Here is a 26219-nt window from a genome sequence, read left to right on the forward strand (position 1 = left end):
CAAATAACACAACTAGAGAACTCGGCATACAGGCTACATTACCAAATAATGAGATAGACATTTGTTTGTAACAGACCTGTCCGTTAATGGATCGGTCTTTTTTTATACTACAGGAGGTCGTATGGATGGACGTATTTGTCAATAAACAGAACTATACTACATATCGTTTTTTAGAAATCGAGGAGATCAAACAGTATGTGAGAAATCTAGGTTTCTTTCCTGAACCTGGAGACATAAAAGTTATTGAAGTAAGTGATGGCAAGATCAATCACGTATATAGACTACGAAATGAATATAGGTCCATCATTTTTAAGCAAGCAGTTCCATACGCACGAGTTGTTGGCGAATCGATGCCTCTACCACTTGACCGCGTACGTATTGAAGCGGAAGTGATGAAGGTATACGAAGAAATCCTTCCGAAAAGCGTGCCTTCCGTCTTACATTTGGACGAAGTGATGGCGATCGTTGTGATGGAAGACATGCTTCCTCTTGAAGTTGGCCGAACTGCATTAATCAATGGAAGTGAGTCCGCTCGCTTTGCGACAGACATCGGCAAGATGACTGCTGAGGTGCTGTTTAAAACATCTGATTTCTATATGCCCTCGCCCATTAAAAAGGAGCTACAAGCACGATTAGCAAACCCTGGAATGAGACAGTTAACTGAGCAATTGGTGTTTGATTGGCCTTACAGTGACCACGAGACCAATGAGTGTGAGACTGGTATGCGCAATGAAGTGAAATTCCTCAGTCAAGACCAGCGCTTATTACTCGAAGTAGCTCAACTGAAACATAAATTCATGACAAAAGCGGATGGCCTTATTCACGGCGATTTGCATAGCGGCGCAATTTTCACGGGAGATAACCGAACAGTGATTTTCGATACGGAGTTTGCACTTTTCGGTCCTTTTGGTTTTGACCTTGGACAATTCATCGCGAACCTATTTTTGAACGGGATTGCCTTCCCCAACTATAAAGAAAAGCGTTTTGAGCAAGCGAAAGAAACATGGTATGCATTTGCGGAAACATTTTCAAACCTATGGCAGACCAGTACACATGAACGCTATACAAAAGTCGATGGATTTTACACGATTATTATGGAAGAACTTTTTACTGATATCATTGGCTATGCAGGATGTGAATTAGTACGACGAGCAATCAGTATTGCACAAATTCCAGACATGAATACAGAACAAGATGAAGACTTGCGCATGGCGGCTAGAAAAGAAGTCTTGGCATTAGGTAAATATATGATTATGGAGCGAAAACATATTTATTCTCTAGAACAATTGAGTCATTGGTTTCAAGCAACTAGATAAATAGTAGAGGAGGCAATTCGATGGGCGTTACAGCAACCTATTTATTCCCCACTCATCCGAATCAGGAAAAAATTGCAGAACAACATGCGCTTGGGTTAACGATTGGTTCATGGACCGATATCCCCCATATTGAGCAGCAACAATTGAAACATCATAAAGGCGAATTGGTATCTGTTGTCAAAGGCGAGCAGAAAGACACTGTGACGATTTTTTATCCGTCTGCTAACTTTTCAGCAGACCTACCCGCAATCTTTACTACGGTCTACGGAAAATTATCCTTTTTCGAAGGGTATGAACTGATTGATTTGCAGTTTGATCATTCATTACTCGCACAATTCCCTGGCCCACGCTTTGGTGTTAAGGGTATTCGAGAAAAGCTCGGTGTCTACGATCGACCGCTATTGAAAGCGATCTTCAAAGGAGTGATGGGACGGGATTTATCCTTTTTCTCCACTCAACTCCAAGAATTATTAGCTGGTGGTATCGATTTGATCAAGGACGATGAAATTCTTTTCGAAAATGAATTAACACCTTTTTATCAACGCGTAACTACTGCTAAAGACATTCTCACGCATCATTACGAGAAAACAGGCGCACATGCTTTATATGCCGTCAATTTATCAGGGAGATCCCATGAATTGCATGAAAAAGCAGAACGCGCAACTGAACTAGGCGCAAGCGCTTTATTATTCAATGTGCATGCCTATGGTCTGGATACGCTACAATCACTACGGGAAAACGATAATATCGGATTACCGATTCTCGCCCACTCCGCATTATCCGGTGTGCTCGCAGGTCAAGCTGGCAGTGGATTTTCCTATCCTTTGCTTGTTGGAAAGTTGACGCGTCTAGTTGGTGGTGACCTCTCGCTCTTCCCGAGTCCATATGGCAATGTGGCGATTTCACGCGAAGATGCACTGGGAATTAATGAGGAGTTAATAAAAGATAATGGATTTGAGCGAACGTTTGCAGTGCCTTCTGCTGGAATTCATCCGGGAATGGTCCCACAGTTGCTTGAAGACTTCGGTGACAACTTGGTCATCAATGCAGGAGGCGGAATTTTTGGGCACCCAGATGGTCCAACACCTGGTGCACAGGCTTTCCGCGCAGCAATCGATGCAAGTGTTCATCAAATTCCGTTACCAGAAGCTGCAAAAACATCCAGCCCCTTGCGGCTCGCATTGGATCAATGGGGCACGATTGACGTTAAGTAAAGTGGAGGGTGAACGATGAGTAACGTAGTAATTTTCTGTGATTTTGATGGGACGATTACGAAAAAAGATAATATTATCAGCATTATGAAAGAATTCGCAGTGCCTGGCTGGAAAGAGATAACAGATGATATATTACAACAAAACATCTCGATCCAAGATGGGGTCAGGCAACTGTTTTCGTTCATTCCGAGTTCGCTACAAAAGGACATCATTTCTTTCGTCTTACGGGATGCGGAAATCAGAGAAGGATTCAGCGAGTTTGTACAGTTTACGAGGGAACAGAATATTCCACTCTATATTGTCAGTGGCGGAATCGATTTCTTCGTTCATCCTGTGCTCGAGCCTTTTGGACCTTTTGATCAAATTTATTGTAATGAAGCGACATTTGACGAAGAACGAACTAGGATTCATTATCCGCATGCTTGTGATGCGCACTGCACGAAGCAAGATTGTGGTTGCTGTAAACCGTCTATCATGCGTAAGCTATCAGATCAGCAACAGACACGCATTGTCATCGGTGATTCGGTAACAGACTTTGAAGCCGCAAAATTGGCTGATGTAGTCATTGCGAGGGACTTCCTAGCAGAAACTTGCGAGAAACTGGACATTCCGTATTCGCGCTTTGAAGTATTTACCGACTGTATCGACATCGTGAAAGCACAATTATAATTTCAAATAGATAGGAGCGACTACTACTATGGCAACGATTACGATTCAAGGGTCAAACGAAGTGATTGAAGGACAACAGGAAGTTGCCCAATTCCTCACCCAACAAGAAGTTATTTATGAACACTGGCCGATTGACCAATTACCTGCACATCTCCGGGAAAAGTTCAATCTGACGGATTCTGAAAAAGAAGAGATTCTCCACGCTTTCAAATCAAATATTGATGCAATTTCTGAACGACGTGGCTATAAAGCGGCAGATGTCATCTCGTTATCTAAAGACACACCGAATATCGAGGAAATGTTGAAGAACTTCGAGCGGGAGCATCATCATACCGATGACGAAGTTCGTTTTATCGTCAGTGGTCATGGTGTATTCGTTATTCAAGGAAAAGATCAGCGCTTTTTTGAAGTGCATCTAGATCCGGGTGATTTAATTTCTGTACCAGAAAACATTCGTCATTATTTCACATTGGCAGCGGATCGCCAAGTAGTAGCTCTTCGGATTTTCGTTACACCTGAGGGCTGGGTTGCAGTATATTGATTGATGAATAAGCGTTCTAAAAATGAAAGCACCTTCCTCCCATTACGAGGTTAAGGTGCTTTTCGTTATTGACACGTCTCTAGAAAGATCGGTTCCGTCTGACTTCCCTACTTAGCTTGATCAGACATAGCGCAATGAACGTAAATTTTTGTCAGGCTAGGCGATTTTCAATCGCATTTTCCACCTATTATTCTCTATGTAAAAGTTTTTATTTGATTCCTGCGTGTACTGCCTTCATTAAGGGTATGTATTGAATAGGGAAAAATATTGAGAGAGGTGAGTTTAATTGGCAAATTACCATGATTCATTTAGTAAAACGAAAGCAGAGTTACGACCTGAACAATTAAAGAAGATCGTAGACTACTCTTCACTTCCATTTGATTCAACTGAACATGTAGAAAAGCTCACAAATATCGTCGGACAACAACGTGCACGCTCCGTGATGAACTTTGGCCTACACGTAAATAAACCCGGATATAATCTATATGTCGCGGGAATAGAGGGAGTCGGGAAAACATCTTTTGTCAATACGGTCGTTCATGACTTTTCGGAGAAAGAAGCTACCCTATTTGACTGGTGTTATGTAAATAACTTTGAAGACGAATACAAACCAAAAGTACTAAAACTCCCCGTAGGATTGGGAAAACAACTTCAAAAGTCCATGGAAGACTTGTTGAAAGATTTACAAGTTGATATTCCCACAGCTTTTAACGAAGAAAACCGACTCAAGAACCGTTCATCGATCATTCGAAAATATAAAGACCAAGTTGATCAAGTGTATAAACGTACGAATGAAATAGCTGCTGAGAACGGCTTTCTACTGAAACAGTCTGATTCCACGGTAGCGACAATACCGATGGGTGAAGACGGAAATCCTATAAGCGAGGAAGCATATAAGAAATTAACTGAAGAACAACGGGCAGCTATTGAAAGTAACTCTGTCAAATTACAAGAAATTATATTGGAAGCGACAGAATCTATCCTCCGTTTTGAACAAGATTTGAAGAAATCATTGGCAGGCTTTGATCATCAAACAGCCATTACGACAATCGATTTTCATATTGATGAAGTAAAAAAGATCTACAAAGACTGTCCTGAAGTGATGCATTATATAAAAGCGGTTCGAAAAGATCTCAAGAATAATTTCCAAATTTTTTTATCCACTCCAACTACAAAAGAAGATAAACAACTAGGCAGACTGTTCAATGACGAAAATCAAGCATTAAAAAAATATACGATAAATGTACTCGTCGATCACAGTGAAACTACAGGCATGCCCGTTATTTCTGCAGATAACCCGACTTTTTATAACCTAATGGGCAAGGTGGAATATGAAAATCGAATGGGTGTCATGAGCACGGATTTTACTAAAATAAAACCTGGCTATTTGCATAATGCAAACGGAGGGTATCTTCTGATCCAAGCGAAAGATATTTTTTCGAAAAGCCAAGCGTGGGAAGGTTTAAAAAGGGCATTATTAATTCATAAATTACAAATTGAGAATATAGGTGAACATGCCAGCGTCATTGCTACCGCTTCAGTAAATCCAGATCCGATTCAACTTGACGTAAAAGTGATTATTATTGGGAACATGGACATTTATCAAGCACTTTATCATCACGATGAAGATTTTCGTAAACTGTTTAAAATTCGCGTAGACTTTGATGTGGAAATGAAATACAACCAAGAGAATATTGCAGGGTTGGTTAGTTTCATTCATACACATGGCAAAAAATATGGACTTCGACATTTTGACTCTTCAGCTGTCGCAAAAATTATTGAATACAGTTCGCGTGTCGCTGGCGATCAACACAAATTATCCACACGTTTTAATTTACAAGTAGAATTACTTTATGAAGCGGATGCATGGGCAGGCATCATGGGAGACGACCTAGTTACGGCCAAACATATCGAAAAAGCCATTCAGGAAAAGAGATATCGATCGAATTTATATGAAGAGAAAATTCAAGCGAGTATTGATGAAGGAAGTATACTGATTGATACGACAGGAGAGAAAATCGGACAAGTAAATGGCCTGGCCGTCTATGATTTAGGGCAATATCATTTCGGCAAACCATCACGCATTACGGCTACCACGTTTATGGGTAAGAAAGGTTTTGTCAATATTGAAAGAGAAAGCCAGATGAGCGGAAATACACATAACAAAGGCGTGTATATATTAGGAGGATATTTAGGGCAAAAGTTCGCCCAAAAGTATCCGTTGGTATTGACTGCGCATATCGCTTTTGAACAATCCTATGGTGGTGTGGATGGTGATAGCGCATCCAGCACAGAATTGTATGCTATTCTCTCAAGCCTGGCGGAAATTCCCATCCATCAAGGATTAGCTGTCACTGGCTCGGTCAATCAAAAAGGGGAAATCCAGCCAATTGGCGGCGTAAATGAGAAAATTGAAGGCTTTTATAATGTATGTAAAAACAAAGGACTAACAGGCAAACAAGGCGTACTCATCCCCCATCAAAATGTGAAAAACTTAATGTTGAATGATGAAGTCATTGAATCCGTTCGCGATGGACAGTTCCATATTTATAAAGTACGAACGATTGAAGAAGGAATAGAAATTTTAACGGGTATACCCGCAGGACATCCGAATGAACAAGGAGATTACGATAAAGAAACCGTCTATGGAAAAGCAGCAATGAAATTACGGATGTTTATGGAATTTGCGCGAGAACAAGAGAGATGAAAGAGCATCTGCGTTTGAAATGCACTTCAGAAGTATACTTCACGTGGTTTCTAGCGCAGGCCCTTTCTTCAGCAGTACGTCAATACATACATACTATTCAGTCAACCGTAATAAATCATTAAAATACACCTATGTATTTCCATCTAGCTTACATTCTCAAGTCATTTTTGTTACATTCTCTTCTACGATGTCGAAAAGCTGTACAATGGAAATACGATAGTTTTCTGAAGGAGCCGAATTATGAATAAAAAACGTTTATCTTGGGTAGATGTCACCAAAGGTTTTTTGATGATTCTCGTCGTAATGGGACATTATCCTGGGCAGTTGGATTTCCCACTCGTTAAATATATCTACTGGTTTCACATGCCAGCCTTCTTCATTTTAAGCGGTTTGTTTTTTAAGCCTGTCATCGAGAAAGGCTTCATGAAACAATCGATTCAAAAACGATTTATGCAGTTGATTGTTCCCTATTTGTTTTTCCTAGTAAGTATTACACTGATTCGTTATGGGATCGAGATTGGTTCAGGGAATTTCGATTGGTCATGGTACGTCCATGATATATGGACCATTATTGTTGGAGGACGTTTTGTACGTGGTGCCTATGGTGTTTTCTGGTTTGTTACGACTCTATTCTTTACATACTTGTTTTTCTTATGGATGACAAAATACTTTAGCCGTACAAAACAACTCATTATTTTAGCTGTTTTTTATAGTGTTGCCCACCTTGAAAGCTTGTTCGCGATGCGTGTCATTGGCGGTGCTCCATCTACTGCAGCGCAAACGATCCCAATGATTTGGAACATCGATGTTGCGCTTATGGCAGTCGTCTATTTTTCACTCGGCTATTATTTGAAGAATTTTTGGATGAACATTCCGAAAAAGTGGTTAGTTACGGGGTTGCTTATTAGTCTCACAGCTATATCTTTAGACCACTATCACGTCATTGACTATCACTTGAGCATGAAGTTTTTGCGCTATGACCATTTCTTTTTAGACTTGATCATCCCGCTTTCTTTCACACTGGTGTTAGTCGGTGCGTTCCAACTCATAGTAGCCAAGTTATCGTTAAATTGGCTACAAAAAATCGAAAAGCATTCCTTAACGATCATGTATTTACACATCTTCACGGATATTTTATTAAATGATTACTTTACGTATGGGATTGTCGGCTTCACGGCCTTCGGTTTGTTTATTCCCATCTTCGTTTCAATCATCATACAAAAATGTATGCCGCACGGAAAATTATTCCTCGGCGGGTTTTCACAGAAAAAGAACACGCAAATTGCTCAATAACAAAACTACCTGCGCACGAAACATTCATGAATCGTTTTCTATTCATGTTGGATTTGTAACGCAGGTACTTTTGACTCTATAATCACTGTTTACAAAGCTCTGAAAGAATCTGAAAAATCTGATACCACAATAAAAAACCAAGAAACTTTTCGGAAAAAGTCTTGGTTTTTTATTTACATCACTATTAAGAAGGTGAGTGAACTGGCTCATAAAATGCAGGAGGAACTGAGCCGAAGCATCTGCGGTGATACAACATCGGTTCTTTCGTTGTGTCGGCCTGCAAGTCCAAGACTTCACCAATTAAAATGGTATGATCACCCGCTTCAATAGTTTGGAATGTCTTACATTCAAATACTCCAAAAGCTCCTTCAATAATTGGTAGCCCATTTTCAGAAAGCGCCCATTGGCAATCAGCGAAACGATCTTCCACTTTGCTTGCAAATGTTTTGCATAGCTCTTGTTGCTCGCCCGCCAAAACGTGAACAGCAAATTTCCCACCTTTTGTGAACGCTTCCAATGAAGATACTTTATGATCGATTGACCATAGCACCATGAGTGGATCTAATGAAACAGAAGCGAATGAGTTAACTGTTAACCCTACAGGCGTTCCATCTTCTTTCGTTGTAGTCAGGATGGTAACCCCCGTCGGATAATTCCCCATAATTTGCTTAAAAAGATCTTGTTTTTCGATATTCCCCATAATATATCTCTCCTTTTTCAATATAGATTATTTACTAGTTCTTCTTATGTTAAACGGGGTTTCTTACCTGTCAAAGATACGAGACTATAAAGCACTGCCGTAACAAGAATGGTTGGATACACAGCCCCTACTGAATTATTGAGAAATTCTGAGTTACTGACTACTAAGAAGAAAACTACACCAAATGCCCAAACAGCCACGGCTTTTAGATTCACACCTTTGTAATACCAGTATTCTCCACCTGTTTTCTCGAATTCCCGAACATCATATGAGCGCTTCCTCACAATGAAATAGTCAGCTACCAATATTCCTAGCAATGCACTCAACACCATTCCGATATATTCCAAGAAGCCCATAAATGTATCCAAGAAACTAGCTAGGAATAGTGGTATTAGCATTAAAAATCCTGCTAAGACGGTTACCATCCAAATAGAGTGCAAAGGCTTGATCTTTTTCGTCACATTCGTGATGGAAATCCCTGCTGCCATCAAGTTTACAACATTGGTTGTCACACATGCTACTACGATGAGAATTAATGCAAATGATCCTAGACCTAGATTAGTTACAATAGAACTAGGGTCCGAATTTTCCGGATCATAAATTCCAGTACTCAGCGCTGCACCGATTGTGGCAATGATTCCGATAAACGCAAACCATAATAGGGAAAGATACGCGCCTACGAGCGGAGCGACAGTCGCTGTTTTTGCTGAGCGTGTATATCTTGTAAATTCAGCAATTCCTAACACCCATGCCAAACTAAACGCAGCCATAATATCTACAGCCTTTCCAACTGGTATAACCGAATCTGCTGGCGCACTCCAATTCATGATGGCTGACAGTGGATGCGTTTTCAATACGACAACAGTAATCCAAATACCTAACACAAGAACTAATGCCATACCGATTCTTTCAACAATTTTAATGGAATTTCTCCCTAGCGATACCGCCACAAAGTTCAACAAACTCATGAAAACGATACCCGCTATCATCGGTCCTACACTTCCCGGCTCACCGTACGCTGACCAACCAAATAAGTCTTTTAAAATAAAACTCATGGAGATCACAGCGATAAATGTGTTAACTACTGCCCATCCAAGAAATACAATGGTGTTTAGTACCGTCGGGAGAAGACTTCCTCTCACTCCGAAAGCGGGTCTGGTCAAAGCCATGGTAGATGTCCCTACCTTAAAACCCATATATCCAACGAGTGCTAATATAAGATAGGCGATAGGATTGGAAATTAACGTGACGCCAATCGCCCCTGCAAACGCCATTCCAGCTACTGTTCCTCCTACATACCAAGAGGCATTATTTGAGTTGGCCCCAACCCAAATCGCCACCATGTCAAAAAATCCAATATTTCTTTGACTCATAGGAACTTCTTCAGTCGCGTAATGTTCTACCGTAGTAGCATCTAGCTGGTTGTTTCGCTGTGTTAGAGCATCTGCCTCTACCGTTACGCCTACCTCGGCCTTTACTGTTTCGATAGACTTCATAATCTTCCCCCTTTTTTAACGATTTACCTGAATGGTAAAAGTTCTACACTTCCGGCTGAGCTTAAACGGCTCTATGAAATTCGGGCACCATAACGTGAGGCATAAATTGTTCATACCGTACAGTTAGCTGATAACTTGTTATACACTTCTCTTAAATTGTCCGGGGTAAATTGTAATTCATCGGGCATACTAGATTCCCAAGCGTGATAAGGTTCCCCCAATAATTTATTGCAAATTTGATCCGCATCAAAAATACTTATATCGTAAACCCAATTACCCATCATACAGACTGCTGCCATATGCGCTCCCACCGTCGTGGTACCGCAAATATCCTTCACTAGATTGACTTGATAATCACGATAGTAAGCATCCATTACAGTCGATAGGACACAGACATCTGTTAGAACTCCACCTACAATTAAGTTCTTTATATTTAAGCTTTTCAACATCAGGTCTAAACTGGATTCATGAAAACCACTGTATCGGTACTTATCCACAATGATATCGCCAGGTTGATTTTTTAACTCTTCGATGATATCAATCGAATCGGTATTCGTATTGTAGTAAAGCGGCTTCCCATTCTGATCAACAGGTTCTAAGTTTGCAAGTCCAATTCCATCGCCTCTATTGATATGGCGCGTATAAATGATGGGTATGTTTTTTTGCCTGCATACTTTGATTACATTGGCTGTTTTTTTAATGATTTCATCCATTCCTGCAACAGCGGACGTACCACCTTCATTTTGTAGGTCTATTAAGAGTAATGCTTGATTCTGACTATTCAATTAATTCACTCCTTTCGTTCATCATTTACCATGTACCATACAAGCGAATAGAAAAAATCTGACTTCTTTTATTTATAACGCAGAGCTAGCCCACTTTTACAATTCACTAAAAATGGGATTCCACTTTTTAAGTTCGAGTCGACGGACTTTTTCTTTTACATGGGGATCAGCCTCTGCCAATTGTTGAGCTTCTTCAAATGAGTCCGCTCTATAAATAATTAATCCCCCCGATTGATCGGCAAAAGGACCTCGGGCGAAGATTTTCCCCTGTTCATCGAGCCTATCCAAGTACTCGATATGTCGCGGTAGAACTTCTGCATTTTTTTCAGGCTGAATCATGTGTAAAAATGCCGTGTAGTAAGCCATAACCTTGCCTCCTAGTTACGATTCCAAACGACTAGTTTCATTTCTGTCATTTCCTCGATCGCATATTTCAATCCTTCTCTTCCATTTCCGCTTTCCTTAACGCCTCCATACGGCATGTTATCCACTCGGAAAGTTGGAATGTCGTTGATCATGACGCCTCCTACATACAATTCATCCGCTGCATATAGTGCCGTGTGGATGTCATTTGTAAAGATTCCTGCTTGAAGACCAAAACGCGAATCGTTCACTTGCTCGATCGCTTCCTCTACTGACTTCACTTGATCTATGACTAGGATGGGTGCGAATACTTCATTGCAGGAAACTTTCAGATGAGATCCAGCTTCCGTCAAAATAGTAGGATAAAGTATATTCCCTTGTACTTTTCCACCTGTAACTACGTTTGCCCCCTGGCTTTTGGCTTCGTCGATCCAACTCAATGTACGCTCTACGTCTTTTGAAGAAATTAATGCCGATACTTCCGTGTCTTCGCACAACGGATCACCCATTACGAGCTTTTCCGTTTCTTCTACGATTTTCGAAACGAATTCATCGTATAGCTCTTCGTGGATATAAACGCGTTGGAGTGAAATACAGACCTGCCCCTGGAAGGAGAATGCACCTGACACGCAGCGAGAAACGACTTGATCAAGATCCACGCCCTGGTCGATAATCACAGCTGCATTCGAACCTAGCTCAAGAGTTACCCTCTTTAATCCAGCTTTATTTTTGATTCCAATACCGACTGCTGGACTGCCTGTAAATGTAATCATTTTCACTCGATCATCCGTAACAATTTGATCGCCAATTTCTTGGCCATCGCCTGTGATAACGTTAAGCGCCCCTGCCGGTAATCCAGCTTCCATTAATAATTCCGCAATAAAATAAGAGGATAATGGCGTTTGTGCAGCTGGTTTTAACACAATCGTATTTCCGGTGGCAATTGCAGGACCGATTTTATGCGCTACTAAGTTCATCGGAAAATTGAAAGGGGTGATAGCGCCAATTACGCCAAGTGGTTCCCGTACAGTGTAGGCCAGACGATTCACTCCGCCCCGCGCCGCATCGAGCGGGAGAGTCTCTCCGTAAATGCGCTTGGCTTCTTCCGCTGCAAATTTATACGTCTCGATTGTACGAAGTACTTCACCTCTTGCTGTTGCAATGGGTTTTGCAGCTTCCATGGCAATGATTTCAGCTGCTTCTTCAGAACGCTCATGTAATAAGGAAACTAAATTTTCCAAAATCTCTGCTCGTTGATAAGCAGGCATTTTCGACATCACTCTACGCGTCTGTAGAGCGGTTTCGATTGCTTGATCTGTTTCATTTTTTGTGGCTTTAGCAATATGGGCAATCACTTCACCTGAATACGGGGAATGCAAATCCGTGTATTCTTTCGTTTCCACCCATTCACCATTAATTAGTAAGTGTTGCGTTTTTAAGCATGCAAGCGATTTATTCATCATCTAGTTTACCTGCTTTCTGCTAGTGGTGGCTATATTGGATTGATACTTCATGATTTGAATGATTTTGTGTTCTTCTTGTAAATATTCTTCGATTTTAAGGCTTAACCCGCCACTTCCGAATTTAACACGCTGCTCCTCGCCATTGCCAGTTCGCTTAATATATTCAAGAAAGACCAACACATTTTTACGTCTTTCCACTATATCTTCAAATCCTCGATCATAGAAAAACGTATCAATTGTATTGTAAACACCTTTATTCACCCCAAATCGATCACTGCAGAGACGCACGAATGCTATATCCGTCAAATGAATCGCTGTTTCAACATGCATAATGGTTGCTCCTCTCTATATATATTACTGGCCCGCTTCGGCTTATCGCATGATGAATGGATCGGGCATAGGCTCGCTGGATGTGTTGATCCAAACCGCTTTGCTTTGTGTATATTCATAAATCGCATCGAAACCACTTTCTCTTCCGTGACCGCTTAGTCCGGAACCTCCGATTGGCATAAGTGGAGAAATACTTCTGTATGTATTCACCCATATGATACCAGCATGAACGGCTTTTGCTACACGGTGGGCTCTTGCGACATCTCGGGTCCAAATTCCTGTGGCCAGGGCATATTCCGTATCATTGGCCAAAGCAATCGCTTCTTCCTCATCTTTAAATGGAATGATGCTGAGCACGGGACCGAAAATCTCTTCTTGAACAATCCGGGCATTATGATCAGTCAGTTCTATAATGGTCGGTTCAAAATACCAACCTGTTTTCGTGTTTTCTGGAGTCTTCCCCCCGATGACAACCTTGCCGCCTTCCGCTTTACCAATACCGACATATTCCTTTACTCGTTCTAGTTGTGCCTCCGTAGCAAGTGGACCCATTTCAGTCTCGTCAAGGAGTGGATCTCCTATTTTAATTCGTTTGACGCGCTCCACCAGTTTGTCAAGCACTTGATCGTAAATGTCTACGTGGAGCAATGCGCGGGAACCCGCTACACAACTTTGACCGGATGCTCCGAAAATTCCAGCAATGATACCCATTGCAGCGCTTTCAGGATCGGCATCTTCAAATACAATGTTCGGCGATTTTCCACCCAGTTCGAGGGATACTTGCGCAAAGTTTTCTGCTGTATTCCTGACGACATGACGTGCTGATTCGCTGCCCCCTGTAAAGGCTACTCTTCTTACGAGCGGATGGGCTGTCAACGTATTGCCGACTGGCATTCCAAAACCAGTGACAACATTGACCACGCCTTTTGGAAATCCTGCTTCTTCTACATATTTCATCAGTTCCAGAAGAGACGCCGAAGTCATTTCAGACGGCTTGATAACAATGGTATTCCCTGCCACTAAAGCTGGAGCCAATTTGATCGTCGTTAAGTATAACGGTGAATTCCACGGTGTAATCGCGGCCACTACGCCTAAAGGCTCCCTTGTCGTGAAGGCAAATATATCCTTTTTGTCTATCGGCATGGTTTGGCCGTGAATTTTATCTGCCAATCCCGCATAGTAATAGAAAAATTCAGGTAAATAAGTGAGTTGTCCACGCATTTCCCTAAGTAATTTCCCATTGTCCTTCGTTTCGAATTCCGCTAGTTCCTCGATATTTTGAGAAATCAACTCACCCAGTTTATGAACGAGTTTACCACGTTCTGTGTAGGTCATCTCAGCCCATTCTGAATGTTGAAAAGCTTCGTGTGCTGCTTGCACCGCTCGATTCACATCTTCTTCAGTGCCTTCCGCTACTTCACACCAAGCCTCACCCGTTGCGGGATTATAACTAGGGAAATATTTACCACTTTCCGATTCAATCCACTCACCGTCGACATACATTTTATATCTTTTTAATGACATCTTGGCACACTCCTTTCATTCAATTGACATGCTTTTGGATAAATGAATGAATCGCCTGATTTACGATCTCCGGCTTTTCGACGGGTAACATATGTCTCGTATCCGGAACAATCAACAACTCAGAATTCAATAGTTTTTCATGTATTTGTCGCGACATTTTCGGTGTTGAACCCACATCATATTCGCCTGTAATGATGAGCGAAGGAACTGTAATATCCTCCAGCTGTTGCCAAACTTCTTCATCCGCTGTTGCAAATAACGTATAGGCCGCCATGTACCCGTCAGCATTATTTGTTTCGAGACGATGTCTCACTTCATTGACAATCTTTGGGTTCGTTTCCTGAAATTCTTGATTGAACCAACGCTGAATAGCAGGCTCGATAGTTGTTTGTGGTCCTAGTTCCTTCACTTCTTCAACTCTCGCGGCAATCGCTTTTCTCTGCTCGGGTGTTCTGTTGGCGACCGAATTCATAATGGTCAAGGTTTTAATTTTATCCGAAAACTTTGCGGCAAATGACTGCGCAACCATTGCTCCCATGGAGAAACCAACTAGATGTACGTTTGTCAGTTTTAACTCGTTCACAAGTGTGGCTAATTGCACGATAAACTGAGATAGTGAATAGGGACCGGGTGGATGCGATGATCCCCCGTGTCCTAGCATGTCATACGTAATTACGCGATAATTAGCAGACAATTGATTCACTTGTTGCTGCCACATTGCATGATCTAGTCCGACACCGTGAATGAAAATTAGCGGTTCTCCCACTCCTGTTTCTTCATATAAAGTGGTTTCTTGATCATACGTAATGTTTGACATTAGACAAGACCCATCTCAACCATATCTTGATGACGGTCACCTGTTCTTGGGAATGGACGGCCAGCTGTCGACACACTGATTGCAACTACGATTTCATTTGCACGCGGAGCATCTGGAATCATCGCTTCGAATGTCAAGAAATGAGAACGCTTGGAGTCTTCATTTTTATGTACCATTGGAATCAGTACGGGAGTTCCTGCACCACCGCGCTTGTTCGTAAATGGCAAGATACTTTTGCCTCCTACTGCATCGCGGAATTTATTACCGAATTTCAATGTATGGATGAATGCTGATGCATGTTCCATTTCACCGTCAACTCCTACTACCGCAGCCTTACCGAACGCTTCCACATCGTCGGCTGAATCAATATGCTTAAATAATTCATCTACTAAAATCTCTCCAATTTCAGGAGCATACTCATTAATTTCCGGCATTAGATCTTCTACAAATCCTCTTTCAACCCATGGATTTTTCATAACCAACATCGTGGTGATCATTTTGATCGGTGCATCTAATTGTTTGCCACCTTCCATGCGTGTTTCCTCTATTGCGGTATATACTTTGCGAACTTCTAACATATTAAACTACCTCCAATTTTGTTTTTGTGAATTTTGGCATAACTTCTTCCGTAAATAACTTCAAACTTTTCATCACTTTTTCATGTGGTAATGTGCTGTGATTTGTCCATAGCAGTAGGTTTTGTAGATTCAGTTCTTCTTGGAGTTCCTGAATCTTTCCTGCAACATATTCTGGCGTTCCAACCAACATGTTTCTAGAAAACAGGAAATCAAAGTCCAGTTCTTGACCTTCTTTCAGCTCTTCACCTGGATCAAGTAAATTACTGAGACCTCTCCAGTGACAGATCCAGCGGTACGTGTTCAGTACAGCCTCTTCAAAATCCGCACGCGCTTCTTCCATCGTCTCCGCCACATAGACATCACGTACAAGTGCGATTCCTTCACCAAGTGGCACATCGATGCCTCTCGCTTCAGAAGCTTTTCCACGGTATAACTCAAACCGTTGCTTTAACTCTTTTACAGTTGGCATCCAGAAAATTCCGTTAATTCCTGTTTCAGCCGCAATTTCAATTGAACGAGGTGAGTCAATTGTTTGCCAAATATTTGGCATGCGGTTTTCATACGTATTCGGCATAAGCGATATTTTGCTGATTTCGCCTTTTTCCATATCCATGAATTCTGGAGTAGCTGGGCTCATCGGATGCTTCCACTTCAAGCCATCTGCAGGGAATTTAAAGAATTCACCTTTGTGAGAGAAGAAACGATTGGACCATGCTTTTTTCATAACTTCCAGTGTCTCTTCAAATAACGCTCGGTTTTGATCGTTATTTTTTGGATCTGCTAGAGGGTTTAAGTTAGCTGCTTCTCGACCGTACAAGCCGCGTGCCAACCCTACTTCAACTCGGCCTTTACTCAACTGATCAAGCATCGCAACATCTTCTGCTAAACGTAATGGATGCCAGAACGTCGCAACGTTTGCGGCTTGGCCAATTCGAATATTTTTTGTACGAGCTGCAATATCTGCACCCATCATTAGCGGGTTAGAGATTAACTCATTTCCCTCATGACCAAAATGGTGTTCCGTATACCAAATAGAATCGTAACCGTTTTCATCACAATAAATCGCTTGCTCACGCGCTTCGTCCAATACTTTGTAATACTCATCGTGACGTCCTGGGCCTGATAGGTTTGCAAATATTCCAAATTTCATAATATTTCTCCTCCTAGTTAATTGAGCTCGCACTCATTTTTTTGGCAATCCCCGTTTTCAATCCTTTAGCACTTGCTTCGACGTGACGTCTCATTGTATTCTCAGCTTCTTCACGTCTTCCTGTCAAAATCGCATCTAATATACCTTGGTGTTCCTTCAGCGATTTTTTTAAACGTTCAGGATTATTGATACTTATTTGTACGTAGCGTTGGTATGGTATTTGATTCAACATCAAGTTCAATAAATAGCTTAGTTTAGAATTGTCCGCACCTGCTAATACTGCTGCATGGAACTGTTCATTTGCTTCCGCGTATAATTTTGTATTGTTATTCTGAGCGGCTACTTCCATTAATGCAACGGCTACTTCAAGTTGTTTGATCGCTGCCGGGTTCTGGGTCTCTGCTAAGAGTCCCGCTGCAAAACCTTCTAACGCTTCTTTTACAGTGAAGAGCTCATCAAGTTCTTGTTCCGTTGGTTTTCTTACACAAGTACCTACACGTGGAATGATCTCTACAAGCCCTTCTCTTTCCAGTTGTTTCAGTGCTTCTCTTATAGGTGTTCTACTAACCTCGTAGTCTTGTGATAAAGCAGCCTCCGACAATTGTTTTCCAGGTTCATATTCCCCAGAAATGACTGCCTCCCGTATGGCATTCGTTACTTGTGCGGTAATACTGACGGTTTGTATTTTCTGTATTATCGTAATCACCTCTCTATGATTCATGTAGGTTGGTAGGTCATCCTCATATCAAAATATCAAACTACCATGTACCATACAAGCTATGAGATGAGTATATTATCTAAGTATTCAAATGTCAATGACTATTTGGACAATTTAATTTACTAGTCTGTTTTTCATTACATTTCTCTATCTGCCGCGACTTCTTTCACCAGAATCATTTCTTGCTCCTCTTCGATAATTCCCTGTTCAATCGCAAGCTCTCTAGCTACTTTCGGTGCATACCACACGACAGGAAGTAAAAGAATGGATACTGGAACTGCTGCTATTACAACAAATGACTGCAATGCGCCAATTCCTCCACCGCCGATTTTAATGAGAATTGTTGCAATAGTAGACATAATCACAGCCCAAAATACACGAACGACTTTTGGCGGATTCCCGTCTCCCGTCACGGCCATGGAGATGGAATAAGACATTGAATCTACGGTCGTCACCACGAATAACGTAGTTAGTATCAAGAAAACAGAAGGCATGATACTTCCTAACGGCATTTGTCCCGCGATCGCGATAATCGCGCTAGGCAATCCACCTTCAGTCAATGGTCCACTAACAGAACCTACATTTTTCAGCTCATAGAAAATGCCTGTTCCACCTAGAACCGTAAACCAAAAATTCGTAGTGATTGGTGCGATTACAGCAACCACGACAAATATTTCACGGATTTTTCTGCCGTTGGATATTCTCGCCACGAATAATGCTACCAGTGGGCCAAATCCTATAAACCAGCCAAAGAAAAAGAGTAACCAACCACCAAGCCATGCTTCATCACTGCGGAACGTACTAATATTTATAAATTCACTAATATACGTCCCGTAGGAGGACATAAATGAATTGATTATAAATAAACCAGGACCTAGCAATAACAAAAAGGCGGCAATCACTACAACCAAATTTACGTTCAACTTACTTAAAAATTGAATTCCTTTTTCGATACCTGTTAGCGTCGATACGAGTACCACACCTGTCAAAAGTACAATAATAGAAAGTTGCGTTAAAAACGTATCCGGTATCCCGAAAATTGCACTGACACCATAGCTGACTTGTAAACCAAGAAAGCCAATCGGACCAATCGTCCCCGCGGCAGCGCCTATAATACAAAATACATCAGCAGCTGTTCCCCACTTGCTCGTTAACACTCTTTCCTTCAATATTGGATAAAGAAGTGTTCTAGGTTTTAACGGCATGCCTTTATGTTTATGTGCGTAAATCAAAATAATTGCACTAATTGCGCCATATACGGACCATGCAGTAAAACCCCATGACATATAACTTTGGGCTAGTGCTGGACCTATCGCATCCTCCGTGCTAGCTGCAATCCCTTTGTGCATTGGAGGTACGTCTAGAAAATAGTACATAGGCTCCGCCGCTGCCCAAAAGACTCCTCCGGCTCCAAGACCTGTCGTCAGGATCACGGCTACCCATTTGAAATACGTCATTTCAGGTTTCTTTGCATCACCAAGACGAACTCTGCCGTACTTTGATACTGCTAACACTGCCCCAACAACAAAGGTAGCCATCATAAGAAATTGCCAATACGCACCGAAGTAACGAATGGAAAGATCAAAACCTTTATTTACAAAGCTACTGACCATGTCCACTTTAAAGAGTGAAAATAACACGAATACTACCAGAACGCCCCCACTAAATAAGAAAACAGGCCAATCAACCTTTTCGCGAATAAATCTCCAATAACTTTTTGTCATAATCCTCCTCCTAGTTCTCAATATTTCAACTCATACTTCATCACTGTGTCACAATTAAACTTCCTTTCATTAAATTTTGGTAGCGCTTTCTTTATGGATGATATGATTGTCCTTCGTGTTGCATGTACCATACAAGAGCTTATAGTATAGACTATATTTTAAATTCGGAATTGTCAATATATTTTTATACTTTTTGCGAACTGTCAAAAATTTCATTTTTTCAACAAAATATAGATCTTTTTCTAATTTTAATTAATTGAATGCGATAGTTTCATATATTTATTGTTAGATTTTTGATAGACGCTTCAACGTGTGACATATTATAGATACAAAAACAACGCGAATCCACTAATAGTTCGCGTTGTTTCTCATGTCATTCTATTTAATTGATGCAAAGCTATTTGTCAGGCAAGGGGTTTATTTGCACTTTACTCATTTCACTCTAAACCCCGAAACTTATTTATTTCAAGCGCTAGATGAATCGAAGAACAGACTGAAGAAGCGAGGTCCCCCGTTGAAGCAAACTGTTCTTCATAAGATACAACTACTAGAATTTAGTTAGCTACTTGGTCAATTGAATTTTTTATGACTTAAACCTTCTATTCCGTATCGTTGATTTGGTTTTTTTAGGGACCTGGTAGCCTGCAACCAACATGAATTGTTTCTTATTCATGTTGGTTTTGTAGCGCAGGTGTTTTTTGAATCCTACTCCAAGTTATTCGGCCTTTTGTATTTTCAAACCTTCAATCTTACACATGATTTCTTTGTAGTAATCGGAACGAATCGAAAAACCACTGTATTCTTCATGGGTCGTGCAGGAAAACCAAGCAAAGTTATTCTTCACGAAGGTTAAATCTTCAGGTAAATGCGGAGCCACCCAATCGTACAACGTTTTTGCGTAGTGTTTTACTAACTCACATGTTTTTTCATTTGACTCGATCACAAAAACAGTTGCAGATGGACCTGTTGTCATGGTATTGGCCCACTCTTTCGTTTTATACATTTCCAATGTGTACGGTTTGAATTGCTCCAATATGTCTTGATTATAGGTCAGTTCTTTCCGTGTGACGAAATAAAATGTTTCCGAATAATCGCATAGCGCGTGTATAAGCTTTCTATATACCTCGCCTGTAGGGTTCTCCGTTATATCCCAGTACTCCATCTCCCCACCTCTTTTCAAATCGTTTTTTCCATACATCCATTACCTTAATAAAATGTTCATGTTTAGAAGTATGTTAAAGGCAGCCACAAAGAAAAGTAGTATCGCTAATCGCTTCTTTTTTTCTTTCAGGAGATTTATTCCTAAGAGTAAAAGCATGACTCCCAAAAGAATCTGCATATAAGGCAATGTGATATTTTCACCAGTTAGTAAACTATAACTAGAAACGATAGCTACTATGATACCTACAATAGCAATTAATCTATTCATTAGGTTCAAAAAACCATCCTTTCCTAAAATTTATTACTCTTGACTGTCATTTTTTCATTCTCTAAGTTATTCGGATTTTCTTTATACTTTTCTTCATAAGAAAAAAACACCAAAATGATGGATATCTACTCTTCATTAGTAAATCAATCTAAAAAACACCCGTATAAGAATATTCATGAATGTCTACGCAAACATGTCTTATTCTCACACAGGTACGCAGTATGCATTACTTTATAAAGCTACTTCTTTCAGTGCTTGTAAATGTTCGGTATCGAAGTAATAGAATTCATTGCAGAAATGACAATTCGCTTCGGCATGTCCATCCGTTTCAATCATGTCTTGAATCTCTTCGCTTCCTAAGCTGATAATTGCATTAGTGATCCGATCCACAGAGCACTGACACTGAAATCGAACGGGCATACTTTCTAATACTGTAACATTTTCCGATCCTAAAACGTGCTCAAGTAGTTGTTCGGGTGTACTTCCTTCTGAGATCATGGACGACAGCGGTGCAATTACTTTCATTCGGTCTTTAATGATATTCAATACTTCTTCATCCGCGCCCGGCATAAGTTGAATAATAAAACCACCCGCAGCTTTTACAGTAGAATCAGAATTTACTAACACGTCTACCCCAACTGCAGATGCTGTTTGTTCCGATTTAGAAAGATACGATGTATAGTCTTCTCCAATTTCTCCGGAAATGAGAGGGATTTGTCCAACGAAAGGATGCATCAGCCCGACATCTTTTGAGACAGTTAATAAGCCATTCATTCCGACTGCTTTTCCTACCTCGTTTATTTCCATTTCCGTTTGAGGGTGTGAGACATACCCACGAACTTCACCTTTCGCGTTGGAATCCACCATAATGGTACCGAGTGGTCCGCCACCATTGATTTTAACCGATACTTTTTCCTCGCCTTTTAACATCGCGCCAAGAATTACACCGGCTGTCATTGAACGTCCGAGGGCGTCTGTAGCTGTTGGCTTAGCCGCATGCCGTCGTTGTGCTTCCGCTACTGTTGCAGTTGAATTCACGGCATAGGCACGTATTTGATTTTGATAAGCCACTGCTTTCACTAAATAATCATTCATTCTATACACCCTCTCTATAACCTTTAACGTTTAGTTGAGCTTTGTTTCTCTTAGATTTTCGGGTGTAACACCACTTCCAAGCGGAACGACGATTTGTCACCGAATTTTATGCACGCTGCGGTTTAACTTGCGATACTGTTAATCCATCACCAACCGGCAATAATACTGACATCAAACGAGGATGCCGTGCTGTATATTCATTGAATTCCCGCATACTTTCTGTATATTGTTTCTCTGGTATGGACGAGTCTGCTACTGAACCGCCTGCCAACACGTTATCAGCTACGATCAACGCATTCGGCTCAGCTAACTCTAAACAGCTGTCTAAATAGTTTCGGTAATTCTCTTTATCCGCATCAATGAAAAAGAAATCAAATGTTTTTCCTTCTGCTTTCAATGCTTCCAAGCTATCTAAAGCAGGTCCGGTTTTATACGTCACTTGGTCACCAAAGCCCGCCTTCGTTAAATTAGCATTTGCTAACTTTGCGAATGATTCCTCTAATTCGAGTGAAGTCAAATGCCCTTCCTTGCTAAATCCTCTTGCCAGGCATATACCGCTATATCCGCCAAGCGCACCAATTTCAAGAATGTTTTTTGCGCCAGTCAATGAAACGAGCATCGTCAAAGCTTTGCCCGACGCAGGAGAAACTGAGATCGAACGCATACCATTTTCTTGGATTGAGATTAGGACTTCCTCAAGAACTTGATCAGTTGATACAAAAGTTTGGTCTATATATTGGTTAATCATTTTCATTAAATAACTCCTCCTCTGTATAGTAAGTGGAATGCAACATTATTCATTTAACACACTTTCCGCAAGTACTTTGGATTTATCCCCGTAAACTTTTGTAATATGTACATCTCCCCATGCACAAAGCGCACTTAAAATAGCTTCTAAACTTTTCCCATATTCACTCAATTCATATTCAACTTTAGGCGGCACTTGATTGTAGACCATTCTATTTATCACACCGTCCGCCTCTAATTCACGCAATTGTTGAGTTAACATCTTTTGCGTAATGTTTGGCATTAATCTTTTTAATTCACTTGTCCGCTTTCTACCATGAGTCAAATGACATAGTATGACACACTTCCACTTACCACCTATTACTTCCAATGTTGCTTCCACACTAATATTATATTTCTTGCTCATTTCATTCGCCTCCGCTTTGGATAGGTACTAAAAGGTGCCTACATTACTTTAAAGTGCGTACTTCTCTTTTAGTTTTCTATACTTCATACTAACATTTGCAGGTGGATTTCACTACATCAACGGTTTTGATGCCATAAAATTTACATGCGACTTATTATTAGGAGGGACATAAGAAAATGTCAATAGATAAAAAACGCAGTACATTTGCATTGCTTGCATTAGCTATCAGTGCATTTGCGATAGGTACTACCGAATTTGTGAGTGTCGGATTATTACCACTCATTGCTCAAGATTTAGATATTTCAGTTTCACTGGCCGGATTGACTATTTCCTTATATGCTATAGGGGTGATGATCGGAGCGCCAATTCTTACCAGTCTAACGTCTAGATTGCCTCGAAAGACCGTTTTAATCTGGATCATGGTCATATTTATCATCGGCAACAGTATAGCTTTTGCCGCAACCAGTCTAAGCGTATTACTGTTTGCACGCATTATTTCCGCCTTTTCACATGGCGTGTTCATGTCGATCGGTGCAACAATCGCCGCAGATTTAGTGCCAGAAAATCGTAGAGCAAGTGCTATTTCCATCATGTTTACCGGATTAACAGTTGCGACGATAACCGGAGTTCCTTTTGGCACATTCATCGGTCAACATATGGGATGGCGTTCTGCTTTTGTCTTAATTGTAATTATAGGTGTAATAGGACTTGTTTCGAACAGTCTCCTAATTCCTTCAAACTTACGACAGAGCGCACCGACTACATTGAGTGATCAAATGAAACTTTTGACAAATGGCCGTTTACTACTAGTATTTACTATTACAGCACTCGGTTATGGCGGAACATTTGTTGTGTTCACCTATTTGTCTCCTTTACTGCAGGAAGTGACAGGTTTTAAGCAAAGTACAGTTGTCATGATCTTGCTCGTCTATGGAATCGCCATCGCAATGGGAAACATGTTGGGTGGAAAACTGGCCAATAAAAATCCCATTGATGCGTTATTTTATATGTTTATCGCTCAAGCCGTTATCTTATTCCTATTGACATTCACTGCACCATTTAAAGTGGCTGGATTAATCACCATTATATTGATGGGTATATTTGCTTTTATGAATGTTCCAGGACTACAAGTATATGTCGTAATCTTAGCGGAACGATTCATTCCACGTGCGATCGACGTAGCCTCTGCGATAAATATTGCCGCTTTTAATGCTGGAATTGCCATTGGTTCGTACCTTGGTGGGATGGTGACGGATTCGATCGGTATTATTCATACACCATGGATTGGGGCAAGCATGGTAATGTTTGCAGCGATCTTAACAGGCATTGCCCGTTTACTGGAACGGAAAGACCATGTAACCATACATGCACTGAAGGAGGTGATGTAACGAGTAGACTGCACGTTTAGTAATGACTATGGATGGAGGAAGAAATCATATGAAAAATTTGCAATCAACAACTACACTATCTAACGGGGTTGAAATGCCTTGGCTTGGTCTCGGAGTATTTAAAGTAAAAGAAGGTTCAGAACTCGTAAACGTTGTAAAAACTGCAATTGAGCACGGTTACCGTAGTATCGATACAGCAGCGATTTACGACAACGAGAGTAGCGTAGGTAAAGGTATACAAGCAGCACAAGTGGATCGGAAAGAATTATTTGTCACATCGAAAGTATGGAATAGCGACCTTGGTTATGAAAAAACACTTGCCGCTTTTGACGAGAGTATAACGAAACTTGGTCTAGATTACTTGGATCTATACCTCATTCACTGGCCTGTAGAAGGAAAATTTATAGAGGCATGGCGCGCACTGGAAACCTTGTACGAAGAAGGAAAAGCTAGAGCGATCGGCGTAAGTAATTTTCAGCCGCACCATTTAGAAGAATTAATGAAACATGCAAAAATCAAGCCGATGGTAAATCAAGTCGAATACCATCCCCGTTTAACACAAAAAGAAGTACAAGCATTCTGCCAAAAACACGATATCCAACTCGAAGCGTGGTCACCTCTCATGCAAGGTGAGTTACTGGACAATGAAGAATTACAAGAAATTGCGGATCACTACAAGAAAACCGTAGCGCAAGTAATTTTGCGTTGGGATTTGCAAAATGGTGTAGTGACCATACCCAAATCAACGAAAGCCCACCGCATTGCTGAAAATGCGGATGTATTCGACTTCGAACTCACTTCAGAAGATATGGAACGAATCGATAAGTTAAATCAAGATCATCGAGTCGGACCCGATCCTGACAACTTCGACTTCTCATAATCAAACAAAAATAAAGACTGTCCAACCAAACTCTGGTTCGGACAGTCTTTTCAAATGATCCAGTCTATTAAGGATAGCATGCACGCCATTTTACATCTATTACTGCAGAAAAACGACGAAATCTCCTTATTCCCTCATTCGATTCCCTAATACGGAGTCAAATAGTTGTCTCGCATATGAATGAGCAAAGTGGAATACTCCATCTGTTTTCACACTTTCATCCACCACTCGTCCATCCTTCATTACATATATTCGATCACATGCATACATGACCGCTTGCAGATCATGCGCAATGAATAAAATCGACATACCCATTTCCCGATTCTGTTCTAGAAGCAAATCAATGATTTCCCTTTGAATTAATCGATCCAAATTGGATATGATTTCGTCACAAATGAGCAAATCGGGTTTAACTAAAAGCGAGCGAAGCAAGTTGACACGTTGCCGTTCCCCGCCACTCAATTCTGAAGGGTACTTATGTAAATGCGCTTCCGATAATTTTACTCTTCCAAGCATTTGCCGAATATGTGCATCACGATCGCCTTTCATCGCGCGAAGAGGCTCGAGCAATATTTTACGCACTGTCCAGGAAGGATTTAGCGCGGCAGATGCATTTTGAAAAATTAATTGAGTCGCTTGATAAAAGGATTTTCGGCTTTTTTGTGTGACTGGTTTACCGTTGATTGTAATGAGACCACTGTCAGCTGATTCCAGTTGCATGACGACACGTGCGAGTGTACTTTTTCCACAACCACTCTCGCCTACTAAACCTACTACTTCTCCTTTATGTACAGTCAAATCTATGCCATTCAACGCTATTTTCGTCTGGTTTCCGTTGTTGTAACGTTTTGAAACATTTGATACGGCTAACATTTGCCAACCACTC

At 40.9% G+C, this 26219-nt stretch carries 26 protein-coding genes; 8 read left to right on the forward strand and 18 right to left on the reverse strand.

Features of this window, described 5'->3' with window-relative positions:
* Nucleotides 1-125 precede the first annotated feature (125 nt).
* The 6 genes from mtnK to CSV60_RS06055 all read left to right on the forward strand — a co-directional run bounded on the left by mtnK (nt 126) and on the right by CSV60_RS06055 (nt 7740).
* Nucleotides 126-1316, forward strand: coding sequence for an S-methyl-5-thioribose kinase (mtnK, locus tag CSV60_RS06030; RefSeq protein ID WP_158233157.1), 1191 nt, complete (start codon nt 126-128; stop codon nt 1314-1316).
* 20 nt (nt 1317-1336) lie between these two features.
* Complete coding sequence (locus tag CSV60_RS06035) at nt 1337-2530, forward strand: 2,3-diketo-5-methylthiopentyl-1-phosphate enolase (RefSeq protein ID WP_099636320.1); 1194 nt, start codon at nt 1337-1339, stop codon at nt 2528-2530.
* Between the two features lie 15 nt (nt 2531-2545).
* Nucleotides 2546-3199 carry a 2-hydroxy-3-keto-5-methylthiopentenyl-1-phosphate phosphatase gene (locus CSV60_RS06040; RefSeq protein ID WP_099636321.1) on the forward strand — a complete coding sequence of 218 codons (654 nt, stop codon included), beginning with the start codon at nt 2546-2548 and terminating at the stop codon, nt 3197-3199.
* A gap of 28 nt (nt 3200-3227) precedes the next feature.
* Nucleotides 3228-3740, forward strand: a complete 513-nt coding sequence (locus tag CSV60_RS06045) for a 1,2-dihydroxy-3-keto-5-methylthiopentene dioxygenase (protein WP_099636322.1) — start codon at nt 3228-3230, stop codon at nt 3738-3740.
* A gap of 286 nt (nt 3741-4026) precedes the next feature.
* Nucleotides 4027-6447: a Lon protease family protein gene (locus tag CSV60_RS06050; protein ID WP_099636323.1), complete on the forward strand. Its 2421-nt coding sequence runs from the start codon at nt 4027-4029 to the stop codon at nt 6445-6447.
* 240 nt (nt 6448-6687) lie between these two features.
* A complete protein-coding gene (locus CSV60_RS06055; protein ID WP_099629962.1) occupies nt 6688-7740 on the forward strand; it encodes an acyltransferase family protein in 1053 nt (350 codons plus the stop codon).
* A gap of 184 nt (nt 7741-7924) precedes the next feature.
* Here the strand turns inward: CSV60_RS06055 and CSV60_RS06060 are convergent, their stop codons facing one another.
* From CSV60_RS06060 to CSV60_RS06140, 17 genes are all read right to left on the reverse strand, one after another.
* Nucleotides 7925-8440: a flavin reductase family protein gene (locus tag CSV60_RS06060; protein ID WP_199175242.1), complete on the reverse strand. Its 516-nt coding sequence runs from the start codon at nt 8438-8440 to the stop codon at nt 7925-7927.
* Between the two features lie 44 nt (nt 8441-8484).
* Entirely contained in the window at nt 8485-9936 is a 1452-nt protein-coding gene (locus CSV60_RS06065; protein ID WP_099636324.1) for a cytosine permease, read from the reverse strand.
* Nucleotides 9937-10046: 110 nt separating this feature from the next.
* On the reverse strand, nt 10047-10721 hold the full coding sequence (locus CSV60_RS06070) for a cysteine hydrolase family protein (protein ID WP_099636325.1): 675 nt from the start codon (nt 10719-10721) through the stop codon (nt 10047-10049).
* Nucleotides 10722-10817: 96 nt separating this feature from the next.
* Entirely contained in the window at nt 10818-11087 is a 270-nt protein-coding gene (locus tag CSV60_RS06075) for a YciI family protein (RefSeq protein WP_099636326.1), read from the reverse strand.
* 11 nt (nt 11088-11098) lie between these two features.
* Nucleotides 11099-12547, reverse strand: a complete 1449-nt coding sequence (locus CSV60_RS06080; RefSeq protein WP_099636327.1) for an aldehyde dehydrogenase family protein — start codon at nt 12545-12547, stop codon at nt 11099-11101.
* The gene (locus CSV60_RS06085; protein ID WP_199171289.1) at nt 12548-12877 is read right to left on the reverse strand and encodes a hypothetical protein; all 330 of its coding nucleotides are present in this window, start codon (nt 12875-12877) and stop codon (nt 12548-12550) included.
* A 42-nt stretch (nt 12878-12919) separates the two neighbouring features.
* Entirely contained in the window at nt 12920-14401 is a 1482-nt protein-coding gene (locus tag CSV60_RS06090) for an aldehyde dehydrogenase (protein WP_099636328.1), read from the reverse strand.
* A gap of 19 nt (nt 14402-14420) precedes the next feature.
* Nucleotides 14421-15218 (reverse strand): alpha/beta fold hydrolase, encoded by a 798-nt coding sequence (locus CSV60_RS06095; protein WP_099636329.1) that lies wholly within the window; start codon nt 15216-15218, stop codon nt 14421-14423.
* Nucleotides 15218-15796: an amino acid synthesis family protein gene (locus CSV60_RS06100; protein ID WP_099636330.1), complete on the reverse strand. Its 579-nt coding sequence runs from the start codon at nt 15794-15796 to the stop codon at nt 15218-15220. The genes CSV60_RS06095 and CSV60_RS06100 overlap by 1 nt, the downstream gene beginning before the upstream one ends.
* 1 nt (nt 15797) lies before the next feature.
* On the reverse strand, nt 15798-16946 hold the full coding sequence (locus CSV60_RS06105; protein ID WP_099636331.1) for an LLM class flavin-dependent oxidoreductase: 1149 nt from the start codon (nt 16944-16946) through the stop codon (nt 15798-15800).
* A gap of 13 nt (nt 16947-16959) precedes the next feature.
* On the reverse strand, nt 16960-17667 hold the full coding sequence (locus CSV60_RS06110) for a GntR family transcriptional regulator (RefSeq protein WP_233189549.1): 708 nt from the start codon (nt 17665-17667) through the stop codon (nt 16960-16962).
* A gap of 134 nt (nt 17668-17801) precedes the next feature.
* Nucleotides 17802-19388: a BCCT family transporter gene (locus CSV60_RS06115; RefSeq protein ID WP_099636332.1), complete on the reverse strand. Its 1587-nt coding sequence runs from the start codon at nt 19386-19388 to the stop codon at nt 17802-17804.
* 715 nt (nt 19389-20103) lie between these two features.
* Complete coding sequence (locus CSV60_RS06120) at nt 20104-20550, reverse strand: hypothetical protein (RefSeq protein ID WP_099636333.1); 447 nt, start codon at nt 20548-20550, stop codon at nt 20104-20106.
* Between the two features lie 39 nt (nt 20551-20589).
* Nucleotides 20590-20817 carry a DUF3953 domain-containing protein gene (locus tag CSV60_RS06125; protein ID WP_143565321.1) on the reverse strand — a complete coding sequence of 76 codons (228 nt, stop codon included), beginning with the start codon at nt 20815-20817 and terminating at the stop codon, nt 20590-20592.
* 231 nt (nt 20818-21048) lie between these two features.
* Nucleotides 21049-21912 (reverse strand): Hsp33 family molecular chaperone HslO, encoded by an 864-nt coding sequence (hslO, locus tag CSV60_RS06130; protein WP_099636335.1) that lies wholly within the window; start codon nt 21910-21912, stop codon nt 21049-21051.
* A gap of 106 nt (nt 21913-22018) precedes the next feature.
* Nucleotides 22019-22666, reverse strand: a complete 648-nt coding sequence (locus CSV60_RS06135; protein WP_099636336.1) for an O-methyltransferase — start codon at nt 22664-22666, stop codon at nt 22019-22021.
* Nucleotides 22667-22705: 39 nt separating this feature from the next.
* Nucleotides 22706-23065, reverse strand: a complete 360-nt coding sequence (locus CSV60_RS06140) for a winged helix-turn-helix transcriptional regulator (RefSeq protein ID WP_099636337.1) — start codon at nt 23063-23065, stop codon at nt 22706-22708.
* A gap of 176 nt (nt 23066-23241) precedes the next feature.
* On the opposite strand from CSV60_RS06140, the gene CSV60_RS06145 reads away from it, so the two are divergent.
* Together CSV60_RS06145 and CSV60_RS06150 are read left to right on the forward strand one after the other, a co-directional pair.
* Nucleotides 23242-24453 carry an MFS transporter gene (locus tag CSV60_RS06145; protein ID WP_099636338.1) on the forward strand — a complete coding sequence of 404 codons (1212 nt, stop codon included), beginning with the start codon at nt 23242-23244 and terminating at the stop codon, nt 24451-24453.
* 49 nt (nt 24454-24502) lie between these two features.
* Complete coding sequence (locus CSV60_RS06150) at nt 24503-25333, forward strand: aldo/keto reductase (protein ID WP_099636400.1); 831 nt, start codon at nt 24503-24505, stop codon at nt 25331-25333.
* Nucleotides 25334-25459: 126 nt separating this feature from the next.
* On the opposite strand, the gene CSV60_RS06155 is transcribed toward CSV60_RS06150, so the two are convergent.
* Complete coding sequence (locus CSV60_RS06155; RefSeq protein WP_099636339.1) at nt 25460-26206, reverse strand: ABC transporter ATP-binding protein; 747 nt, start codon at nt 26204-26206, stop codon at nt 25460-25462.
* Between the last annotated feature and the right edge of the window lie 13 nt (nt 26207-26219).

Source organism: Sporosarcina sp. P7 (genome assembly GCF_002743425.1).
In the GTDB taxonomy this organism is placed as follows: domain Bacteria; phylum Bacillota; class Bacilli; order Bacillales_A; family Planococcaceae; genus Sporosarcina.